Raw genomic sequence first — 20,318 nt, 5'->3', positions numbered from 1 at the left:
AGCCCTGTAGGACGAATGCCCACGCGAACGAGGCCCGGCCGTCCGGGAGACAGGGAAATCCGCTGGGAAATCAAAAGAGCGCCTCGCGTGGGAACACGAGGCGCTGGCCGGCAAGGAGATACCAGCAGGGAGGCGCATAGCCCGACGGGGAAAGTAAGGCTACACGCGGATTCTATATCATTTTTATCAATTAAAAATAGGGGGGGGATGTTTCATATTTGCGCAAAGACCGGTCAGGCGGAACAGGATCAGACGCGCTCCGGCACACCCAGGCTGCTGCCGGGCAACGCTGCCGGCGTGCCGCGCTCGAGATGCGCGGGCAGCCACTCGCATAGCCCGGCCCGCGTCAGCGGGCGCGCGAAGTGATAGCCCTGCCCCAGGCGCACGCCCTTGCCCGCCAGCCACGCGCGCTGCGCCTCGCATTCGATGCCTTCAGCCACCACCGCCAGATCCAGGGCGTGGGCAAAGTTGATGGTGACGTCGACAATCTGCCCGCTCACCTTGTCGCCAGGATCGGCCTGCACAAAGATGCGATCGAGCTTGAGGAAGTCCACCTCGAATTGCTTGAAGTAGGCCAGCCCGCAATAGCCGGTGCCGAAGTCGTCCACCGCCAGCTTGATGCCGCGTGCCTTGGCGCGCTGGATCGCACTGCGCTGGTGCTCCACGAGCGAGACGGCATCGCGCTCCGTGATTTCCAGCACCGGGGTCACGTTGGCCCGCAGCAGCGCGAACAGCGGCGAGTCTTCGGCCCAGAAGCCCGCATCGTCGAAGTGCTCGCTGGTGACGTTGAAGGCGAGATGGAACGCGGGCGGCAACGCCAGCGACTCGAGATCGCGCAGCACGCGAGGGATCAGGTTCAGCGTCAGCGCGACCGCCAGATGCTGTTGCTCGATGGCCGGGATGAAATGCTCCGCCTCGAGCAAGCCGCGCCGCGGGTGTGCCCAGCGTGCCAGCACTTCCACCCCCGCGCACAGCCCGCTTTCGAGATCGACCAGCGGTTGGTAGTAAGGCACGAATTCGCCATTGCGCAGCCCGCGCTGCATGTCCGCGGCAACGGAGCGGCGCGCCGCCCGGCGCGAATGCAGCCCCAGCACCACCAGCGCGGCGATGCCCGCGGCCAGCGGTGGCAGCACCATGTACTTGAGGCATTTTTGCAGCACCAGGCCGTGCGGCGCGCTCGCGATGACGGTGATCGGGTGTCCCGCCAGTGGCCGGATGTCGACAATGCCGTGCGCGCCCTGCCCGGCGTCATCACGCCGCACCAGGGTTGGGGCGACGGCAGGCTCGCCCGCGTCGCCCATTTCATCGCCAGCGCCGCCGCTGAGCATGAAGCGTGTGCCCGCCACCTCGATCTCGATACCGGGAAATCCCAGCTTGCCCGCCGACTGCACCATGTCGGCCAGGTAACGCCCCTCCACCCAGACCAGTACGCCGCTGCCCGGGACGGTGCCTAAGAACACGGCGAGCGCCATGCTGCTGCCGCGATGGGGTTTGGCAAGGTGGTACTGCAACCCGGGCCGCCAGTTCAGCAGCTCGCCCAGCGGGGTCGCGATCTCGCCACGCACCGCCGAGCAATAGCGCATGCCGCGCGCCACCAGCACCACATCGCGGATATAGGCGGTGTAGGCAACCTGCTCCTGCAACTGGCGCGCCACGCCGCGGCAGGGTGCGCCTGCCAGCGCGCGGTCCCGGTAGGCAATGTCAAGCGTATCGGCCAGCGCGAGTTCGAGGTTGTCGCGCACCGCCGACGACATGCGCTCCACGCGCTCGCGCGCATCGTGCGCGGCCAGCATCGCGCTCAGCCATAGCGCTAGGCCGGTGGCAAGCAACGCCGCCAGCACGGCGGGCCGCCGCGCCCCCGCGCGGCCGGCTTCTTCCCGCAGACAGCGCTTCATATTGCCGCCGGCAGGCTGAGGGTGACGATGGTGCCCTTGCCGATCTCACTGGCAAGCGTGATCTGCCCCTGATGCGCCGCCACGATCTCGCGCACGATCGCCAGGCCCAGGCCGTTCCCCGTTGTATTGCCCTGCCGGTTGGCCCGGTAAAAATTGTCGAACGCCATGCCCGCTTCTTCCTTCGTCATGCCGATACCCCGATCCTCGACCCTGACCGAGACCTTTTCCTGCTCTAGCGGCAGGGGCTCGACCGTGACGGTAACTTCGTCTTTCCCGTCAGAATACTTCAGCGCATTTTCTATCAGGTTGCGTACCGCCTGTGTCAATTGCGCGCGGTCCGCCAAAACGTGCAGCGGCACGCCGGCATCGATCACGCGCACCCTGCCGGCTTCGGCGAACTCGCCCGCCACCGTTTCGCGCACGAGCGTGGCCACCTCCACGCGTTCACGCTCGAGCATGCCGCTGCTGCGCGCTTCGATGCGGGCCAGGTCGAGCAGGTCGGACAACAGCGCATTGAGCTGGCTGGCGCGGGCGTGGATGGCATGATAAATGCCGCTGCGCCGCTCCACCGGCACCACATCGGCACTCAGCAGTTCGGCATAGCCAGCAATGCCCGCCACGGGCGCCTTGAGCTCATGCGCGGCCGCGGAGACAAAATGGGATTTCATGCGGTCATGGCGCAGTTGCGTCGTCACGTCGCGCAGCACCAGCACCAGGCCGCCGCCGCTGGCCGCATGCACGATGCGCACCTCGTAGGCGGGCGACACCGCCATGTCGAACTCGACGATGCCGGCAAACTCCCCGGCCGGCTCGGCCCGGTCCAGCTCCGCCAGGAGCTGCTCGGCACGGCAGGCCTGCCGCGCCGCACGCCGGCCGCGGTAGAGCCAGTGGACAAACTCGCGTTGCGTGGCGCCGCGCAGCCGCGACAACGGCACGCCTAGCAGTTCGCACAGCGCGGTATTGGTCTCGTCGATCACACGATCGCGGCCAAACACCGCCACACCGTCGGGCATGGCCAGAAACAGCCCGCGCAAATGCTGCTTCTTCTCGGCCAGGATATCGCGCACCACGGTCTCGCGGTCGGCCAGCGCGGCGAGCTGGCCCAGCGCGACGAACTGCCTGACCTGGAAGAACATCACCAGTACGGTGACCATGCCGGCGATCGCGATCCCAGCGCGCAAGCGGTCGTGATAGCTGGCAAGGGCCGCATCGCTGCTGATACCTGCCAGCACCGCGAGATTGCGCCCCGGCAAGCGCTGGATGGCGTAGATGCGGCGAACGCCATCCAACCCGCCGACGGCCGTGATGAGGCTGTCCTGCGCGCTGGCCAGCGCCCCGCGCAACGCGGAGCCGGGCATCAGCACCTGCCCTGGCTGGCTGCTTTCCTGGCTCCAGCGCGCGCGCACCACGAAGTCGTCCGTGCCCGCCAGCAGCACAGTGCCGGAATCCCCCAGGCCCGCCTTGGCGTAGACCCGCGACAGGTCGCCGGGGTCGAGCGACACCACCACCACGCCCGCGAAGCGGCCATCCTTGGCGCCCGCGATACCCCGGGACAGTTGCACGGACCAGCGGCCGCTGACACGCCCGACAAGCGGCATGCCGACATACAGCGACGGCAGCGCGCGGCTCTCGTGTACGCGGAAATACTGGCGGTCGCTCAGGTCCAGCGACTCGAAGCCAGCGCTGGTGGATGCACGCAGCCTGCCGGCGCGGTCGAGCACGGATACCTCGAGAAAGGGGTCGATGGCAAGGTAGCCGCCACGCTTCCATTGCGCCAGCGGCAACGCGGGCCCGCGCTCCACCACCGCGCCACCAACGAGCGACGCGATCTGGTCGGCCTCGGCCAGCGTGCGCTCGGCGTGCTCGCCGAGCAGCCCGGCCACGCGGGCCAGGCCAGCATGCACGTGCCGCAATTCGGCTTCGCGGTCCCATAGCCCCAAGCCGGCGAGCGCGCACCAGATGCAGGCCACGATGACAATGCCTGACCAGAACGGGTGTCTCGCGGAGCGATGCGCACCTGCCAATGCCTGTCGGTAGATTTCCAGCCTCATGGGAAAGCTACCAAAAAACGAATATATTGTTCATCACAGCCGTGAATCGCAGCCTTCGATACTAGTCCGCGCGTGCGTGCGCCCCGCGCACCCCCCCGGGTGCCGCTGCCTGAAGGCAGCCTGCTTGCGGCAAAACTTCACAGTATGATCTATTCGGCTGCGCCAGTCCGCTCGCACTGGCCCATCGCCCCGGGACATCCGGCGTAGCCGGCCAGGTGCATCGCGAAGCGTTAACTTCAACGGTTCAGCGAGGCTTTATCATAATTGCGTGTCTTCCTGGCATTAAGTTGCGCTTAGGCAGCTTTCCGAAGAATAATGAAAACAATACGATACGTAACGCCGCGGCCTCACCCGGCGCGCGTTGCGTCAGTTGAAGAGGCCATATGACCGATCTGCGCTTTTATTCCACCAAGACCGCTGCCGAGATGCTGGGCGTCTCCCTGCGCACGGTCCAGCTCTGGGTCGAAAATGGCCGGCTGCCCGCGTGGAAGACCGACGGCGGACATCGCAGGATCCCGGCCGATTCGGTCGACCGCATGGTGGCCGACCAGCGCAGCCAGACCGCCGCGCCCACGACAGCGGCAGCCGCCCCGGCGGGAAAGGCGTTTCGCGTACTGCTGGTGGAAGACGACGAACACCTGCTGCAGATTTACCGCATGGCGCTGGAAACCCTCAACCCGTCGGTCGAAATACTCGAGGCCACGAACGGATACGACGGCCTGCTGCTCATTGGCAGCAGCAAACCCGACCTTGTCCTCCTGGATCTGATCATGCCTGGCATCGATGGCTTCCGCCTGTGCAGGACCATCGACGCGCAGCAAGAGTTTGCCGCCACGCGCATCGTCGTGGTGACTTCGCTGGACAAGCATGCCATTGCGGACCGCGGCGGCATTCCCGGGCATATCCGCGTCTTTTCCAAGCCAATCCCGATGTCCGTGCTGCAGTCGCTGGTGGTGACCTTGCAGGTCGGCCCTGGCACGCCAGCCTAGGATTTGGGCAGGCGCAATGGCGGGATTCAGCGTCGCCATTGTATATCATTTTTTTCAAATACCCTGATGCGCAAAGTTTCATATTTACATGCATCGCGTGCGGCAAAGGACTATCTGCTCTAGCCACACCCCCCTTCCCGGAGATCCCCATGTCCATCCATGAACAACACCTGCGGGAAGCCGTACGCCTGGCGCACGCCAATCGCGCGCGCGGCGGCCGCCCCTTTGGCGCGGTGCTCACGCTCGATGGCGAGCAGGTGGCGACCGGCGTCAATGACATCGTGCACAGCTTCGATCCCACCACGCACGCGGAGATGCAGGCCATCCGCGCCGCGTGCCGCAAACTCGGCCGGCCGAGCCTCAAGGGTGCCGTGGTGTACGCCAGCGGGCATCCGTGCCCGATGTGCCTGGCCGCGTTGATCATGACCGGCGTGGAGGCGGTGTACTACGCCTTCGACAATGCCGACGCCGCACCCTACGGGCTTTCGAGCGAGGCCGCCTACCAGGCGCTGCGCCTGCCGCTGGATCCGCCGCCGCTGCCGCTCACGCGCCTGCCGGCGGGGATGACAGCAGCGCAACTGTATGGGGCATAGGGCGAAAACCATGCGCAAAAACGGGCCGCAAAGCAAAGCGTACCCGTTTCTGCGTGACCGTCAGGGCCGCTCCGTACCCGTTTCTGCGTGATTTTCAGCAGGCCGGAACAGGGGGCGTACCCGTTTCTGCGTGGCGCAAAGCGCCTGGGCGCCAGCCCCGGTCAGTAGGTTTTGTAGGGCAGGAACTTGCCCGACATCTCGATCTTCACGCGATCGCCATTCGGATCGGCCTCGCGCTGCAGGTCCATGCGGAAATCGATCGCGCTCATGATGCCGTCGCCAAACTCTTCGTGGATCAGGGCCTTGAAGGTCGTCCCGTAGATGCTGACCAGTTCATAGAAGCGGTAGATCAGCGGATCGGTCGGCACGGGCGTGGGCAGCGAGCCCTTGTAAGGCACGGTGCGCAGCCACGGCTCGGCCTCCGGCGGCAAGCCGAAGATCTCCATCACGGCCTGCGCGCCGGGCGCGTCGAAGGCCATCTGGCCCAGGCACGCGGCGGTCGTCCACTCCTTGCTCTTGCCGACCTTCTCGGCCACATCGGACCACCGGATGCCTTTGGTGACCTTGGCCTCGATGATCAGGTCAGTGATATCGCTGCGATTCATTGGATTTGCGCTCCTCTGGATTCTGGATTGGCTTGGGGGCGGATGCCGCGACGGGGCGGCACTAGCGCCGGACGATGTCAGGGAAGCCCATCCAGCCGCGTGCAAGCCGCGGTGCGCGCGTTGTCGTATCGCACCAGCGCGGCAAAGGACGTAGCACCCGGCACGAGGGCCTGCAGCGCCAACACGACAAGAAGGATCGGCATCGCACCTCCGCAGGTTCATGCGCACTAGATGGTGACGCGTCCGGCACGCTTCAGGCATGCATCAGGCAATGTCACCGCGTGCCAGCATGGATCGTTGCGCGCATCGCCAGAATGACCACGCGCGCGCTCCCGTGACAAAGCGCTCCGCGCAAGGTTCATGCCACTGCACGGGACACTTGACGCTTCGCCAGGTGGCGCATGCAAGCGCGGGCGCAACACGCAGGCGCACCAAGGCCGCTGCGGCGCACGCACTGCCGCGGTGAATCACGCCGCGCGTGCGCACCTGGCATTGCACCCTCGCCCCCAAGCGGTGCAGCGCGGCGGGTGGCATCCTGCCGCACGCCGTGCATCGCGTCGCACCGCACGTGGCACAGCCATTGCTTGCATACAAGATCGCATACAAGCAGGGCACAACGGCCGCACAGCGCGCCCCCTGCAGGCCGTGGCCTGAGACCCACGAACTCCCGGAGAAATGCCATGACCCAACTTTGCGACGAGACGCTGGCGCACTACGCCCGCAGCGCGCTCAAGCTGCACGGGCTGGAGCTGCCCAAGGACGCCGAGGCGCGCGTGATCGAACAATTCCTACGCGTGGCCGCGGTCGCGGCACCCATGCTGGCGCACCCGCTGGATGCGCACGACGAGCCGGCTCCGGTGTACCGGCCATGAACGCGCGCGAACCCTTGTTCGACTCCGCGCTGGCGATCCGCAGCGACATCGACACCGGCGCGCGCAGCGCGCTGGATGTGGCCACCGCCACGCTCGCGCGCATCGAGGCCTGCGACCCGCTGCTGCACGCCTTCACCGCCGTGACGCGCGAGCGCGCGCTGGGCGAGGCGCGCCGCGTCGATGCGCTGCGCGCCCAAGGCGCGCGGCTGCCGCCGCTGGCGGGTGTGCCCTACGCCGTGAAAAACCTGTTCGACGTGGCGGACCTCACCACGCTGGCGGGCTCTCGCGTGCTGGCCGGCGCCGCACCGGCCCGGCGCGACGCGGTGCTGGTTTCGCGCATGCGCGAGGCGGGCGCGGTGCTGGTGGGCACGCTCAACATGGACGAGTTCGCCTACGGCTTCACCACCGAGAACGCGCATCGGGGCACCTGCCGCAATCCGCACGACCTGGCCCGCGTGGCGGGCGGCTCCTCCGGCGGCAGCGCGGCGGCGGTGGCCGCGGGCCTGGTGCCGCTGTCGCTAGGCTCGGACACCAATGGCTCGATCCGCGTGCCGGCGGCGCTCACCGGCATCTTCGGGCTCAAGCCCACTTATGGGCGGCTGTCCCGCCGCGGCAGCTATCCGTTCGTGCACAGCCTGGACCACGTCGGCCCCTTCGCACGCTCGGTGGCGGACCTCGCGGCGGCCTACGATATGCTGCAGTTCGCCGACGCCCGGGATCCGGCCTGCGCGCGCCGCCCGCTCGAAGCCGTCAGCGGGCAGGCGCCGATGCGCGTGCGCGCGGCACGCCTGGGCGGCTACTTCGACGACATGGCCGGCCCCGATGCGCGCGCCGCCGCGCAGCGCGTGGCCGATGCGCTCGAAGCCACGGGCGTGATCCATCTGCCGGGCGCGGCGGCCGCGCGCTCGGCCGCCTTCGTCATCACCGGCACCGAGGGCGGGCACCTGCACCGCGAGCATCTGCGGCACCAGTATGCGCAGATGGAGCCGCTCTCGCGCGACCGCCTGGCTGCCGGGCTGGTGCTGCCGGCCGCGTGGTATGTGCGCGCACAGCAGGTGCGCGCGGCCTTTCGCCAGGAACTGCTCGACGCCTTCATGCGCGCCGAGCTGCTGATCGCCCCGGCCACGCCGGTGGCAGCGCCGCTGGCCGGGCAAGAGAGCATCGACATCAACGGCCAGGTACTGCCAGCGCGCGCCAGCCTGGGCCTGCTGACCCAGCCCATCTCGTGCATCGGCCTGCCGGTGCTCACGGTGCCGCTGGCCGGCCCCGACGGCTTGCCGCTAGGCGTGCAACTGATCGCGCCGCCGTGGCGCGAGGACCTGGCCTTTGCAGCCGCCCAGGCGCTGGAGGCCGCAGGTGTGGCCGCATGCCCGCGGCCATCCGCATTGCTCGCGCGGGCCGCGGCATGAGCGGCGCCGAGGTCCGTGTGGTTTCACGCGCCGAAGCGGTCTACGCGCAGCTGCGCGACGACATCTTCGAGTTCCGGATGCTTCCCGGCGACCGCTTCACCGAAGGCGAGATCGCCCAGCGCCTGGGCGTGTCGCGCACGCCGGTGCGCGAGGCGCTGCTGCGGCTGCAATCCGACGCGCTGGTGCAGGTGTATTTCCGCAGCGGCTGGGAGGTGGTGCCGCTGGATTTCACACGCTTCGACGAGCTCTACGAGCTGCGCAAGCTGATCGAGGTCAACGCCGTGCGCATGCTGTGCACGCACGCCACGCCCACGGTGGATCACGGCGCGCTGGCCCAGCTTGCGCAGTTCTGGCAGGTGCCGCGGAACGCGCGCCTGGACGACGGCCGCCTGGTGGCGCAGCACGATGAGGCCTTTCACGCGGCACTGGTAGCAGCGGCGGGCAATCGCGAAATCGCCAGCGTGCACCGGCAGGTGACCGAGCGCATCCGCATCATCCGCCGGCTCGATTTCACCTACGCCGCGCGCGTGACCGCCACCTACGACGAGCACGCCGCCATCCTGCGCGAGATCCAGCGCCAGCGCGCGGAGCAGGCCGTGCTGCTGCTGTCCAGCCATATTGAAGAAAGCCGCGCCGAAGTGCGCAAGATCACGCTGCACCGCTTGCAGACGATACGCACCGACGGCGCGCGCGCGCGCGCCTGACATGCACCGCGATAGCCCCACCTGGGCGCGGCGCTACCGGGCGTCTCCTGATTTTGTCCCTCCACTCCTTTAGCCGCGAGATCACCATGACCGATTCACGCTTCAACCCACGCCGCCGCCTCGCCCTGCGCCAGGGCCTTGCCGCCGGTGCGATGCTGGCCGCGCCTGCCATCGTGCGCGCGCAGACGCCGAAGATCCGCCTGGGCTTCTGGCCGATCGCCGGCGGCATCCCGCTGTATGCGGGCATCGAAACGGGGCTGTTCAAGCGAGCCGGCCTGGAGGTGGAAGCCGTGAAGTTCGCCAGCGCCCAGCAAGTGGTGGAGGCCATGATCGCCGGGCGCATCGAGGGCTCGGCCAACGGCACGGCTTCCGCGGCGCTGGGCCTGGGCGAGATCACTTCGCCCGGCCTGTGCAAGATCTTTGCCGCCAACCCGTCCAACGCCACACTGCTGCTTGATGAAATCCTGGTGGCCAAGGACAGCCCGTTCAAGACCCTGGCCGATCTCAAGGGCAAGCGCATCGGCTGCGGCCCCGGCATCCAGAACGTGACGCTGGCCAGGGTGATCTTCGAGAAGAACGGCTATGCCGACGTCAAACCCGTCGAGTTGCCGGTAGGCCAGCACGTGGCCGCGCTGGCCGCGGGCCAGCTCGACGCGGTCTACACGCTGGAACCCACCGGCACCGTGGGCCGGCTCAACGGCACCTGCCGCGCGCTGGAGTACGGCGTGATCTCGCGCTACGTGCTGGGCAACGCCAGCCTGCCGTGGTTTGGCGGCTCGGCTTCGCTGACCTCGGCCTTCCTCTCGTCCAGCCCCGAGTTGTCGAAACGCTTTATCGCCGCCTACGGCCAGGCCATCGACATGGTACGCAAGGATCCCGTCAAGGTGCGCCCCTTCCTGAAGGGCTACACCAGCATCGACGACCAGCTGGCCAGGGAAGTGCCGCTACCCGGCTTCACGCTCTACAACGAGTTCAAGCCGGCCGATATCGAGGCCTTCCAGAAATTCTTCGACGTCTTCCACGACCGCAAGCTGTTTGCCCGGCGGGTGCCGGTGGCGGACATGCTCTACCGGGGCTGACATGCGTGCATCCAACCTGGCGCCGCGGCTGCTGCCGCTGATCGGCCCACTGGCGCTGCTGGCGCTGTGGCAAGCGGCGGTGTCGGCCAAATGGGTCAACCCGGTGCTGCTGCCATCGCCGGCGGCAACGCTCGGGGTGCTGTTCGCAAGCGTTGCCGACGGTTCCTTCAGCGCGGACCTGCTGGCCACCGTCTCGCGCACCTTCTATGCGTTCGCGATCGCCGCGGTGATCGGCGTGCCGCTGGGTGTGGCGCTGGGCAGCTCGGTCCCGGCCTATCGCAGCGTGGAGTTCCTGATCGACTTCTTCCGCTCCACGCCGTCATCCGCGCTGATCCCGCTGTTCATGCTGCTGTTCGGCCTGTCGGATGCGAACAAGATCGCCATTGCCGCCTTCGCGGCGGTGCTGCTGATCCTGTTCAACAGCGCATATGGCGTGATGAACGCCAGGAAGACGCGCGTGCTGGCGGTGCAGGCCATGGGCGTATCGAAATGGCACGTGTTCAAGGATGTGCTGCTGATGGAGAGCCTGCCGCAGACCTTTGTCGGGCTGCGCACCGGCGTGTCGATGTCGCTGGTGATCGTGATCGTGGCGGAGATGTTCATCGGCTCGGACACGGGCCTTGGCCACCGCATCATCGATGCGCAGCAGGTCTTCAATATCCGCAGCATGTACGCCGCCATCCTGGTCACCGGCGCGCTCGGCTACGTGCTCAACCTGGCCTTCTTCATGCTGGAGAAGCGCTTTGTCCACTGGAGCGGCAAATGAGAGTCCTGCAATCGGGCGCCGGCGTGGCCGACGCGCCGCCGCCATCGCCGCTGGTGGCCGCACCGGCCGGGCGCGAGGTCCATGTCACCATCCGCGGCCTGTCCAAGGCCTTCGGCGGCGTGCCGCTGTACCAGCATCTCGACCTGGACCTGCCGCGCGGCAAGATCGTCTCGATCTTCGGGCCCAATGGCTGCGGCAAGTCGACGCTGATCAACATGGTGGCGGGCCTGTTGCCCCTCGACCGGGGCGAGGTGCTGTTCGATGGCAAGACGCTGCGCCAGACCGTGATCGGCTACGTCTTCCAGAACTACCGGGACGCCCTGCTGCCGTGGATCTCCGCGCGCGACAACGTGGCCTACCCGCTGCGCCGCAAAGGCATGCCGGAGGCGCAGGCCAAGGCGCGCACCGAGGAGCTGCTGCGCGCCTTCGACGTGCGCTTCGACGTTAACCGCTTTCCCTATGAGCTCTCGGGCGGGCAGCAGCAGCTGATCTGCATCATGCGCGCGCTGGCGCCGCGGCCCGAGGTGCTGTTCCTCGACGAACCTTTTTCCGCGCTGGATTTCGAGACCACCCTGTTCATTCGCGACAAGCTCCAGGAAGTGCAACTGGCGGAGGGCACCACCATGGTGATCGTCTCGCACGACCTGGAAGACGCGGTCTTCCTGGCCGACCGCATCCTGCTGCTGACGCGCCGGCCCACGCGCGTGGCCGAGGCGATCGACTTCGACATGCCGCGCCCGCGCGATGCGCAGGCGGTGGCCGATCCGCGCTTCATCGCCACCCGCGCGCATGCGCTGACGGTGTTCCAGCGCGAGGTGCGGGCACGCTGAGACGCGCGCAAACGGGCCGCTGCACTGGCAAATCCTTGCGAGAATTATTTCCGATGTAACGCCACATTACGGGACCGGCCACGGTCCCTTTTCTTTTCGAGGCTGCGGCCGGCCCCGCACCACCACCCGTACGCCCAACGCCGGCAAGGCCTGGCGGGTGGCGCGCAAGGCCCCGGAATGCCTCGCCAAAGGTGAAGCCGGGGCCCTTGAAAGTGTGATTGCGCCTTACAAGTGCAAGCACACCGGCGCGGGCCCGATGGCTACAGTGAGGCCATGTTCAACGCGAAGCCAGTCACGGAGTCCCCAACATGAAACGCGCCATCGCCCTGGTTGTCCTGCTCTCCTCCGCAGCGGCCCTGCTGTCCGCCTGCATCGTGGTGCCCCCGCGTGGCGGCCCGCCGCCGTACCGTTACCACGACCGCTATTGAGCAGCCTCAGGTAACACGCACGCGCCGCCCCCGAATCCAATGCATCGCTCGCCCCCCGGAGTTGAACCATGAAACGCCAACTGCTGCTCGCCCTCACTACCCTTGCCGCCGGCGCCGCGCTTGGCCTGATCTCGCCGGCCCAGGCCCAGGCCTATCCCCCGGGCTACCACGGCACCCCGCACATGCGCCCCGCGCCGCCTCCGCCGCGCTATGAGCCGCGCCCGCAGGGCCGCCCCGGCCAGGCATGGGTGCCGGGGCATTGGAACGCCCACGGCGGCAGCTATGCCTGGCGCGGCGGCTACTGGCAACGCGAACGCCCCGGTCACCGCTATGTGCCCGAGCGCTGGGTGCAAAGCCCGCACGGCGGCTGGGTGATGCGGCCCGGCTACTGGACCCGCTAAGCCGGCTAAGCCGATTTACCCCGGCAAGGTAGCCACATACGCCGTCCCCGCCTTGCGCGCAGACGGCGTCTTTTTTTGTGCTCGCATAGCGCACCCGGCACGCCGCGCCAGTGCGCCATCGAGTGTGTGCTAGCCAACAGTCCCCCCCGCGGCCCGGCAGTACAGTCACCTCACTACCCGTCACCCGGCTCCCCACGAACGCGAGCCAGGCTTCGTGCTGCGTGAAGGAGACATGCCATGGCAGACGACAAGCAGATCGTACCGGTCATCCTGTGTGGCGGCGCGGGCTCGCGGCTGTGGCCATTGTCGCGCGACGGCTATCCCAAGCAGTTCCTGCGCCTGCTCGGACAGGACTCGCTGCTGCAGGACACCCTGTTGCGGGTGCGGGAGATTCCCGGTGCGCAAGCCCCGATCCTGGTCAGCAACGAAGCGCACCGTTTTGTGGTGGCCGAGCAAGCGCGGGAGGCAGGCTGTGCGCTGTCCGCCATCGTGCTCGAGCCGCATCCGCGCAATACCGCGCCCGCCGCGGCGGTGGCCGCGCTGCAAGCGCGCGGCGGCGGCGCGGACCCGGTGCTGCTGGTGCTGCCGTCCGATCACCTGATCCGCGACCGCGCCGCCTTCACGCAGACCGTGTGCCAGGCCAGCGCCGTGGCCGCAACGGGCGTGGTGGTGACGCTGGGCGTGGTGCCCACGTTTGCCGCCACCGGCTACGGCTATATCAAGGCGGTGCCCAGCAATACGGCCGACTTGCTGCCGGTCGCGCGCTTCGTCGAAAAGCCCTCGCTGGAAATGGCCACCGGCTACCTGCAGGAAGGCAACTGCTTCTGGAACAGCGGCATCTTCCTGTTCCGCGCCTCCGTCTATCTCGCCGCGCTGGAGCGGTTCGCCCCCGACATCCTGCTGGCCGCGCAAGAGGCGATGGTGCGCGGCCACCGCGACCTGGATTTCTTCCGGCTCGACACAGACGCTTTCGCCGCCTGCCGCTCCGACTCGATCGACTACGCCGTGATGGAGCACCTGCGTGACGCGCAAATGGCCCCGCTGTCCGCCGACTGGAGCGACGTGGGCTCCTGGGATGCGGTCTGGAAGGCCGCCGAGAAGACCGCCGATGGCAACGTGGCCATCGGCGACGTGGTCACGCACCACGCGCAGGGCTGCCTCGTCCACGCCTCGCACCGGATGGTGGCGGTCGCCGGCCTGGACGACGTGATGGTGGTGGAAACGCCGGACGTGGTGCTGGTGGTCCACAAGGATCACTGCCAGGACGTGAAGCAACTTGTGGAAACGGTGCGCGCCCAGGGCCGCCCCGAGGCCACCCAGCATCGCAAGGTATACCGGCCCTGGGGCGCCTACGACGCGGTGGACCACGGTACGCGCTACCAGGTCAAGCGCATCACGGTCAAACCCGGCGCCAAGCTCTCGCTGCAACTGCATCACCACCGTGCCGAGCACTGGGTGGTGGTTTCCGGCACGGCGCGCGTGCGCCGCGGAGACGTCGAGTACCTGCTGACCGAAGACCAATCCACCTATATCCCGATCGGCGAGGCGCACAGCCTTGAAAACCCCGGCCGGATCCCGCTCGAACTGATCGAGATCCAGTCCGGCTCCTACCTTGGCGAAGACGACATCATCCGGATGGCAGATATCTATGGGCGCACATGAGCTCGAACCCATCGGCCGGCTCGCGACCGCCGAGCTGCAGCCCGAGGCCAGCGGCAACACCGGCAGCGCAGGGGTGCAACGCCCGCGCCGCGCGCTGATCACCGGCATCACCGGCCAGGACGGCGCCTACCTGTGTGAGCTGCTGATTGCCAAAGGCTACGAGGTGCACGGCATCAAGCGCCGCAGTTCGCTGTTCAACACCGAGCGCATCGACCACCTGTACCAGGATCCGCAAGCGCCCAGGCGCAGCCTGATCCTGCATCACGGCGACATGACCGACGCCGCCAGCCTGGTGCGGGTGGTGCAGCAATCGCAACCTGATGAAATCTACAACCTGGCGGCGCAAAGCCACGTGCAGGTGTCGTTCGAGGAGCCGGAATACACCGCCAACACGGACGCGCTGGGCACGCTGCGCCTGCTCGAAGCCGTGCGCATCCTTGGCCTGGAGAAGCAAGCGCGCTTCTACCAGGCGTCCACATCCGAGCTGTACGGCCTGGTGCAGGCAACACCACAGATTGAGACCACGCCGTTCTACCCGCGCAGCCCCTATGCAGCCGCCAAGTTGTACGCCTACTGGATCACGGTGAACTATCGCGAGGCCTACGGCATGTATGCCTGCAACGGCATCCTGTTCAACCATGAGAGCCCGGTGCGCGGCGAGACCTTTGTCACGCGCAAGATCACGCGGGCAATGGCGCGCATCGTGCTGGGGCTGCAGGACACGCTCTATCTCGGCAACCTGTCGGCCCTGCGCGACTGGGGCCACGCGCGCGACTACGTGGAAATGCAGTGGCTGATGCTGCAGCAGGACAAACCCGAGGACTACGTGATCGCCAGCGGCGAGCAGCACAGCGTGCGCGAGTTCGTGCAGCTGGCCGCCCTGGAGCTCGGCATCGCGGTGCGCTTCGAGGGCGAGGGCGCCAGCGAGGTGGGCGTGGTGGCCCGCGTCGATGTCGCCACCTGCCCGGTGGCAGCGCGCTGCAAGCCGGGCGACATCATTGTGCGGGTGGATCCGCGCTACTTCCGCCCGACCGAAGTCGAGACGTTGCTGGGCGACGCCAGCAAGGCGCGCGAACAGCTGGGCTGGTCGCCGCGCACGAGCTTCGGGGCCCTGGTGCGGGAAATGATGCAAGCGGACTTTGCCGCTGCGCGGCGCGATGCGTTCGTCAAGCTGGCTGGCTTCCGGGCCTACGACCATCATGAGTGAAGCCAGCACCGCAGTGTCAAGCGACCCCGCGCCGTCATCCGCGTCCCAGCCAGCGCGGCAAGCGCGGGTGTTCGTGGCGGGCCACCGCGGCATGGTCGGCTCAGCCATCGTGCGTGCGCTGGACGCGCGCGGCCAGGCCGACATCGTCACGCGCGGCCACGCCGAGCTCGACCTAACCGACCAGCAGCAGGTGCGCGCGTTCTTTGCCACCCAGGGCATCGACACGGTCTACCTGGCAGCCGCGCGCGTAGGCGGCATCCACGCCAACCACACCTTTCCCGCCGAGTTCATCCAGCAGAACCTGATGATCGCGGCCATCGTCATCCACGAAGCCTGGCGCGCGGGCGTGAAGCGCCTGCTATTCCTCGGCTCGAGCTGCATCTACCCGAAGTTCGCACCCCAGCCCATCAGCGAAGCCGCGCTGCTTTCCGGGCCGCTGGAACCCACCAACGCCCCCTACGCCCTGGCCAAGATCGCCGGCATTGCGCTGTGCGAGAGCTACAACCGCCAGTACGGCACCGACTACCGCAGCGTGATGCCGACCAATCTCTACGGCCCGGGCGACAACTATCACCCCGACAACAGCCACGTGATACCGGGCCTGCTGCGGCGCTTCCACGAAGCCGGCATGGCGCACGCCCAGCACGTGCTGGTGTGGGGCAGCGGCACGCCGCTGCGCGAGTTCCTCTACGCGGACGACCTGGCCGCGGCATGCCTGCATGTGATGGCGCTGACCGAGGACGTGTACCGCCAGACCGCGCCGGCCGGATTCCTGAACGTGGGCAGCAGCGAGGAAGTCAGCGTGCGCGAGCTGGCGAGGCTGGTGGCGCAGACCGTGGGGTTTCGCGGCGACATCGTCTTCGACAGCGGCAAGCCCGACGGCACACCGCGCAAGCGGCTCGACTGCACGGCCCTTGCCGCCACGGGCTGGCAACCGGCCGTGGCGCTGCGCGACGGCCTGCGGCTGGCCTACCTGGATGCGCTGCAGAGCGGAAGGCTGGCGCATGGCACAGCACCGGCACAACACGTGGAGGCCTGACATGAAACCCCTGCTCCGCCATCCCGGCAAGCGCGCGCGGCCTCAGGCCACTGCGTCCGCAGCGTCCGCAACGTCGGCTACCTCGGCTACCTCGGCCGCCAACGGCGCGGCAGCGTGTCCCGGCACGCTCTGGCCCGGGCAGGTCATCTTTCCCACGGGCAGCGCGGATGCGGGCCTGTGGAGGCGCTGCCTGCAGCAGATGCGCGCCATCTCGCTCAGCCCCGGCGCGCTGGTGGTGCTGGCGGGCCAGAGCCGGCTCGAGAACTGGGCCATGCTGCTGGCCAGCATGGCGCTTGGGCGGCGGCGCGCGGCCTTCTTCCACGGGGCCGCCTTTGCCAGCGTGCCTGGGCGCTTTGGCGCACTGGCAGACGCGGTATTGCTGCGCCATTGCCAGGGCGTCTTCGTGGGCAGCGAGCGCGGCTGCGCGCGCGCCATTGCCGCCGACGTTCCCCCGTGCAAGATCTTTGCTTGCCGCCCGCCGGCCGTGCTGCCGGACGGATTCGATGCCGCCGCCGAACGGCGCGAGCGGGTCGAGCGCGCTGCGCCGCCGCATGCGCCGCATTTCCTGCATGTTGGCGCGCTCACGCACGATCCGGCCCTGGTGCTGCTGCTCTATGCCTTTGCCGGCGCGCGGCAGGCGTGGCCGGCGGCGACGTTATCGCTGGTGGGCACCGGCCGCGCCTATGGCCGGCTGCGCACCATGGCCGACGCGCTCGGGCTGGGGCCGTCGGTACGCTTCCTGGGCGCGATGGCGCCGGCCGACTGCGCCGTGGAGTACCGCAAGGCGAGCTGCCTGGTGCTGCCCGACGCCGCGCAGCGCTGGCACCCGCTGGTGCGCGAGGCACTGAGCTATGGCTGCCCGGTGGTGGTGAGCGTAAACAACGACGACGCCGGCGAACTGATACGCGACGGCGTCACCGGCCTGTATTTCAAGGCGGGCGACGCCGGTGCGCTGGCCAGGTGCCTGGTGCAGGTGCCCACGCGTTTTGCGGATGCCGCCGCCACCGCCGAGCGCTGCCAGGCCGCCGCGCTGGAGGACTCTCCTGCCTCCGCGGGCAGGGCCATGGCGGCTGGCTGCGTGCGGATCATGGCCGCGGACTAGGCGCACGCCGGCATATGCCGGCACGCACCCTGCGCACCGCAGCGGGCGTGACGGCTGCGTACCCATACAGAGCATCGATGCCACTGACGCTACCGTTGCCATGAAGATACTCATGTACTGCCTGAACTATGCGCCCGAGCTGACCGGCATCGGCAAGTACACCTGCGAGCAGGCCGAGTGGCTGGCCGCGCGCGGCCATGAGGTGCGGGTGGTCACCGCGCCGCCGTACTATCCGGCGTGGCGCGTGGGCGAGGGCTATCGCGCATGGCAATACAGCCGCGAGCGGCGGCACTGGGTGGAGGTGTATCGCGCGCCGCTGTGGGTACCGCGCAAGCCAGGCGGCATCGCGCGGCTGCTGCACCTGGCAAGCTTTGCCGTAGCCAGCCTGCCCAGCCTGATGGCCCAGTTGCGCTGGCGCCCGGATGTGCTGTTCGTGGTGGAGCCCCCGCTGATGTGCGCGCCGGCCGCTTTGCTGTTCGCGCGCTGGAGCGGCTGCAAGACCTGGCTGCATGTGCAGGACTACGAGGTCGACGCGGCGTTTGCGCTGGGGCTGCTCCGCCGGCCCTGGCTGCGCCGCGTGGCGCACCGCGTGGAGCATCAGTTGATGATGCGCTTTGACCGGGTCTCGTCGATCTCGCAGGCCATGGTCTCGCTGGCGCGCGGCAAGGGCACGGAGCCCGAGCGCGCGGCCTTGCTGCCCAACTGGGTCAACCTGAGGGAAATCGGCGCCGGCAGCGCCACGCTGGCGCGCCGCGCGCTGGGCATCCCGGCTGATGCCGTGGTGGCGCTGTACTCGGGCAATATGGGCGCCAAGCAGGGGCTGGATGTCATGGCTGATGCCGCCCGCCTGCTCGATGGCCATGAACGCCTGCACTTCATCTTCTGCGGCGACGGCGCCGGGCGCCCCGCGCTGGAGGCCGCCTGCGCGGGGCTGCCACAGGTGCGCTTCCTGCCCTTGCAGCCCGCCGGCATGTTTGCCTCGTTGCTGGCCGCCGCCGACGTTCACCTGCTGCCACAACGCGCCGGCGCCGCCGACCTGGTCATGCCCTCGAAGCTGACCGGCATGCTGGCCAGCGCTCGCCCGGTGGTCGCCACCGCGCAGCCGGACACGGAACTTGGCCGCGTGGTTGCGCAATGCGGCGTGGTGGTGCCGCCGGGCGACGCGGCCGCGCTGGCCGCCGCCATCGACACGCTGGCGGCGCAGCCCGCGCTGCGCGCGCACCTGGGCAACGCGGGCCGGCGCTGGGCCGAGCAGCACCTGGACCGCGACATGGTGCTGGGCGAACTGGAGAAGGCGCTGTTCGCGCTGATCAGGCACCAGCCCGCCGGCGCGCCCAGCACCGCCGGGCTCGGCAGCGAATAGCACACGCCACCGTTCAGGTGTTCAGGTGTTCAGGTGTTCAGGTGTTCAGGTGTTCAGGCGTCCACCGACACGCGATCTTCCACCGAAGCCGCTGCCAGCACCGTGAGATAGATGCTCTCGTACTGGTCCATGGCCTTCTCGGCGGAGAAGTTCCCGGCCCACGCGATCGAGCGCGCGGCCACCTTGGCGCGCCGCGCTTGCGGCCATGCGAGCATCGCGGCCAGCATGTCCGCACCGCGTTGCGCCCAACCTTCCATGTCACCGCTGGCCATCGGTTCAAGCAGCTGCACCTGGTCGCCACCGATCTCGGTCATCGGCGCGCGGTTGGTGGTCAGCACCGGCGCGCCGCATGCCATGGCTTCGATGATGGGCCAGCCAAAGCCTTCTTCCAGGCTCGGAAACAGCATCACGGCGGCCAGTGAGTAGGCTGCCTGCACCGCCTCGGTGGGCAGCCCCGTCAGGAAGCGCACGCTGCCGCCAAAGGCGATTGCCCGCTGGCCCTGCTCGCGCATTTCCGCGGTGGGATCGCCACCGATCATCCACAGCGCCCGCGGCTCGCCGCACTGCCGGCAATAGGCGAGGTAGAGCGCCAGCACGCCTTCGCGGTTCTTGTACCACTGGTTGCCGCCGACATGCACCAGCATGCCTTGCGGATCGGCCGGCACGCCAGCGCGCTGCAGGCAGGCCAGCGCTTCGGTGGTGCCCATCCTGTGGAACGGAAAGTTCATCCCGTTGTAGACCACCCACGCGGCCTCGGGCGCGCACGGATGCAGGCGCCGCAGGTCGCGCATGGTCTTGTTGGAGACGGCGATAAACGCCCTTCCCTGCAACAGGCCCCAACGGATCAGCGACTGGTAGGTGTGCCCGCTGGCCGAAAGCCCGTGCTCGGGGAACTCGCCAGCGAGCGTGCGCAAGGCAATGAAATCATGGCAATGCACCACGTGCGGACGATGGCGCAGCAGCGGCATCCAGATGCCCAGCGCATGATCGGCCAGCACCAGCAAGGTGTCCTTGTCGACCTTGCGCAGACGCCAGAGCGCAAGCATCGGGAACAGGATGTACTGGTCGATGTAGCCCAGCCATTTTCGCAGCCCACCGCGCGCCGGCAGGCGGCACATCACGGCGGCGGGGGTCCATAGTTCAGCCTGGTGGCCGCGCGCGCGCATGCCGTCGATGATCATCGCGGCAAAGCGGTCCATGCTGTGGCTGCCAAAGAAGGCGGGGTGACCCAACAAGATGATTTTCATGGCGATTGAAAAGTGTGCGGATAGCTGGTCGTTGCCGTGTCGTTTTTTTCTGTCCTGATTTCGTCATGCCGATCCG

General features: G+C 68.1%; 19 protein-coding genes. 14 read left to right on the top strand and 5 right to left on the bottom strand.

Features of this window, described 5'->3' with window-relative positions; translation table 11 throughout:
• Positions 1 to 248: 248 nt before the first annotated feature.
• Together AB4061_RS08365 and AB4061_RS08360 are read right to left on the bottom strand one after the other, a co-directional pair.
• Positions 249 to 1,895, bottom strand: a complete 1,647-nt coding sequence (locus AB4061_RS08365) for an EAL domain-containing protein (RefSeq protein WP_441632650.1) — start codon at positions 1,893 to 1,895, stop codon at positions 249 to 251.
• Complete coding sequence (locus tag AB4061_RS08360) at positions 1,892 to 3,946, bottom strand: ATP-binding protein (protein ID WP_441632648.1); 2,055 nt, start codon at positions 3,944 to 3,946, stop codon at positions 1,892 to 1,894. The genes AB4061_RS08365 and AB4061_RS08360 overlap by 4 nt, the downstream gene beginning before the upstream one ends.
• A gap of 383 nt (positions 3,947 to 4,329) precedes the next feature.
• Between AB4061_RS08360 and AB4061_RS08355 the strand changes: the two genes are divergently transcribed.
• Together AB4061_RS08355 and AB4061_RS08350 are read left to right on the top strand one after the other, a co-directional pair.
• Positions 4,330 to 4,935: a response regulator gene (locus tag AB4061_RS08355; RefSeq protein WP_441632646.1), complete on the top strand. Its 606-nt coding sequence runs from the start codon at positions 4,330 to 4,332 to the stop codon at positions 4,933 to 4,935.
• A gap of 149 nt (positions 4,936 to 5,084) precedes the next feature.
• Positions 5,085 to 5,528: a nucleoside deaminase gene (locus AB4061_RS08350; protein ID WP_441632644.1), complete on the top strand. Its 444-nt coding sequence runs from the start codon at positions 5,085 to 5,087 to the stop codon at positions 5,526 to 5,528.
• Positions 5,529 to 5,689: 161 nt separating this feature from the next.
• Here the strand turns inward: AB4061_RS08350 and cynS are convergent, their stop codons facing one another.
• Positions 5,690 to 6,133: a cyanase gene (gene cynS, locus AB4061_RS08345; protein WP_174425784.1), complete on the bottom strand. Its 444-nt coding sequence runs from the start codon at positions 6,131 to 6,133 to the stop codon at positions 5,690 to 5,692.
• A 77-nt stretch (positions 6,134 to 6,210) separates the two neighbouring features.
• Entirely contained in the window at positions 6,211 to 6,336 is a 126-nt protein-coding gene (locus AB4061_RS08340) for a hypothetical protein (protein ID WP_441632642.1), read from the bottom strand.
• A gap of 477 nt (positions 6,337 to 6,813) precedes the next feature.
• On the opposite strand from AB4061_RS08340, the gene AB4061_RS08335 reads away from it, so the two are divergent.
• From AB4061_RS08335 to AB4061_RS08280, 12 genes are all read left to right on the top strand, one after another.
• Positions 6,814 to 7,005, top strand: coding sequence for a DUF4089 domain-containing protein (locus tag AB4061_RS08335; RefSeq protein WP_174425783.1), 192 nt, complete (start codon positions 6,814 to 6,816; stop codon positions 7,003 to 7,005).
• Positions 7,002 to 8,414, top strand: a complete 1,413-nt coding sequence (locus AB4061_RS08330) for an AtzE family amidohydrolase (RefSeq protein WP_441632639.1) — start codon at positions 7,002 to 7,004, stop codon at positions 8,412 to 8,414. The genes AB4061_RS08335 and AB4061_RS08330 overlap by 4 nt, the downstream gene beginning before the upstream one ends.
• Positions 8,372 to 9,118 carry a GntR family transcriptional regulator gene (locus tag AB4061_RS08325; protein ID WP_441632637.1) on the top strand — a complete coding sequence of 249 codons (747 nt, stop codon included), beginning with the start codon at positions 8,372 to 8,374 and terminating at the stop codon, positions 9,116 to 9,118. Before AB4061_RS08330 ends, AB4061_RS08325 begins: the two co-directional genes overlap by 43 nt.
• Before the next feature lie 86 nt (positions 9,119 to 9,204).
• Positions 9,205 to 10,197 (top strand): ABC transporter substrate-binding protein, encoded by a 993-nt coding sequence (locus AB4061_RS08320; protein ID WP_441632635.1) that lies wholly within the window; start codon positions 9,205 to 9,207, stop codon positions 10,195 to 10,197.
• A gap of 1 nt (position 10,198) precedes the next feature.
• Positions 10,199 to 10,963, top strand: coding sequence for an ABC transporter permease (locus AB4061_RS08315; protein ID WP_441632633.1), 765 nt, complete (start codon positions 10,199 to 10,201; stop codon positions 10,961 to 10,963).
• A complete protein-coding gene (locus tag AB4061_RS08310) occupies positions 10,960 to 11,793 on the top strand; it encodes an ABC transporter ATP-binding protein (RefSeq protein WP_441632631.1) in 834 nt (277 codons plus the stop codon). Before AB4061_RS08315 ends, AB4061_RS08310 begins: the two co-directional genes overlap by 4 nt.
• Positions 11,794 to 12,289: 496 nt before the next feature.
• Positions 12,290 to 12,622 (top strand): hypothetical protein, encoded by a 333-nt coding sequence (locus AB4061_RS08305; RefSeq protein ID WP_441632629.1) that lies wholly within the window; start codon positions 12,290 to 12,292, stop codon positions 12,620 to 12,622.
• Between the two features lie 237 nt (positions 12,623 to 12,859).
• Positions 12,860 to 14,284 carry a mannose-1-phosphate guanylyltransferase/mannose-6-phosphate isomerase gene (locus AB4061_RS08300; RefSeq protein ID WP_441632627.1) on the top strand — a complete coding sequence of 475 codons (1,425 nt, stop codon included), beginning with the start codon at positions 12,860 to 12,862 and terminating at the stop codon, positions 14,282 to 14,284.
• Positions 14,271 to 15,491, top strand: coding sequence for a GDP-mannose 4,6-dehydratase (gene gmd, locus AB4061_RS08295; RefSeq protein WP_441632625.1), 1,221 nt, complete (start codon positions 14,271 to 14,273; stop codon positions 15,489 to 15,491). Before AB4061_RS08300 ends, gmd begins: the two co-directional genes overlap by 14 nt.
• The gene (locus AB4061_RS08290; RefSeq protein ID WP_441632624.1) at positions 15,484 to 16,530 is read left to right on the top strand and encodes a GDP-L-fucose synthase family protein; all 1,047 of its coding nucleotides are present in this window, start codon (positions 15,484 to 15,486) and stop codon (positions 16,528 to 16,530) included. Before gmd ends, AB4061_RS08290 begins: the two co-directional genes overlap by 8 nt.
• Before the next feature lies 1 nt (position 16,531).
• Positions 16,532 to 17,632: a glycosyltransferase gene (locus AB4061_RS08285; RefSeq protein ID WP_441632622.1), complete on the top strand. Its 1,101-nt coding sequence runs from the start codon at positions 16,532 to 16,534 to the stop codon at positions 17,630 to 17,632.
• Positions 17,633 to 17,732: 100 nt separating this feature from the next.
• Positions 17,733 to 18,995, top strand: coding sequence for a glycosyltransferase WbuB (locus tag AB4061_RS08280; protein ID WP_441632620.1), 1,263 nt, complete (start codon positions 17,733 to 17,735; stop codon positions 18,993 to 18,995).
• 53 nt (positions 18,996 to 19,048) lie between these two features.
• On the opposite strand, the gene AB4061_RS08275 is transcribed toward AB4061_RS08280, so the two are convergent.
• Positions 19,049 to 20,242 carry a glycosyltransferase gene (locus tag AB4061_RS08275; protein WP_441632618.1) on the bottom strand — a complete coding sequence of 398 codons (1,194 nt, stop codon included), beginning with the start codon at positions 20,240 to 20,242 and terminating at the stop codon, positions 19,049 to 19,051.
• Positions 20,243 to 20,318: the final 76 nt, after the last annotated feature.

This window comes from Cupriavidus sp. YAF13, assembly GCF_052113425.1.
In the GTDB taxonomy this organism is placed as follows: domain Bacteria; phylum Pseudomonadota; class Gammaproteobacteria; order Burkholderiales; family Burkholderiaceae; genus Cupriavidus.
This window is presented reverse-complemented; position numbering and strand designations above follow the sequence as displayed.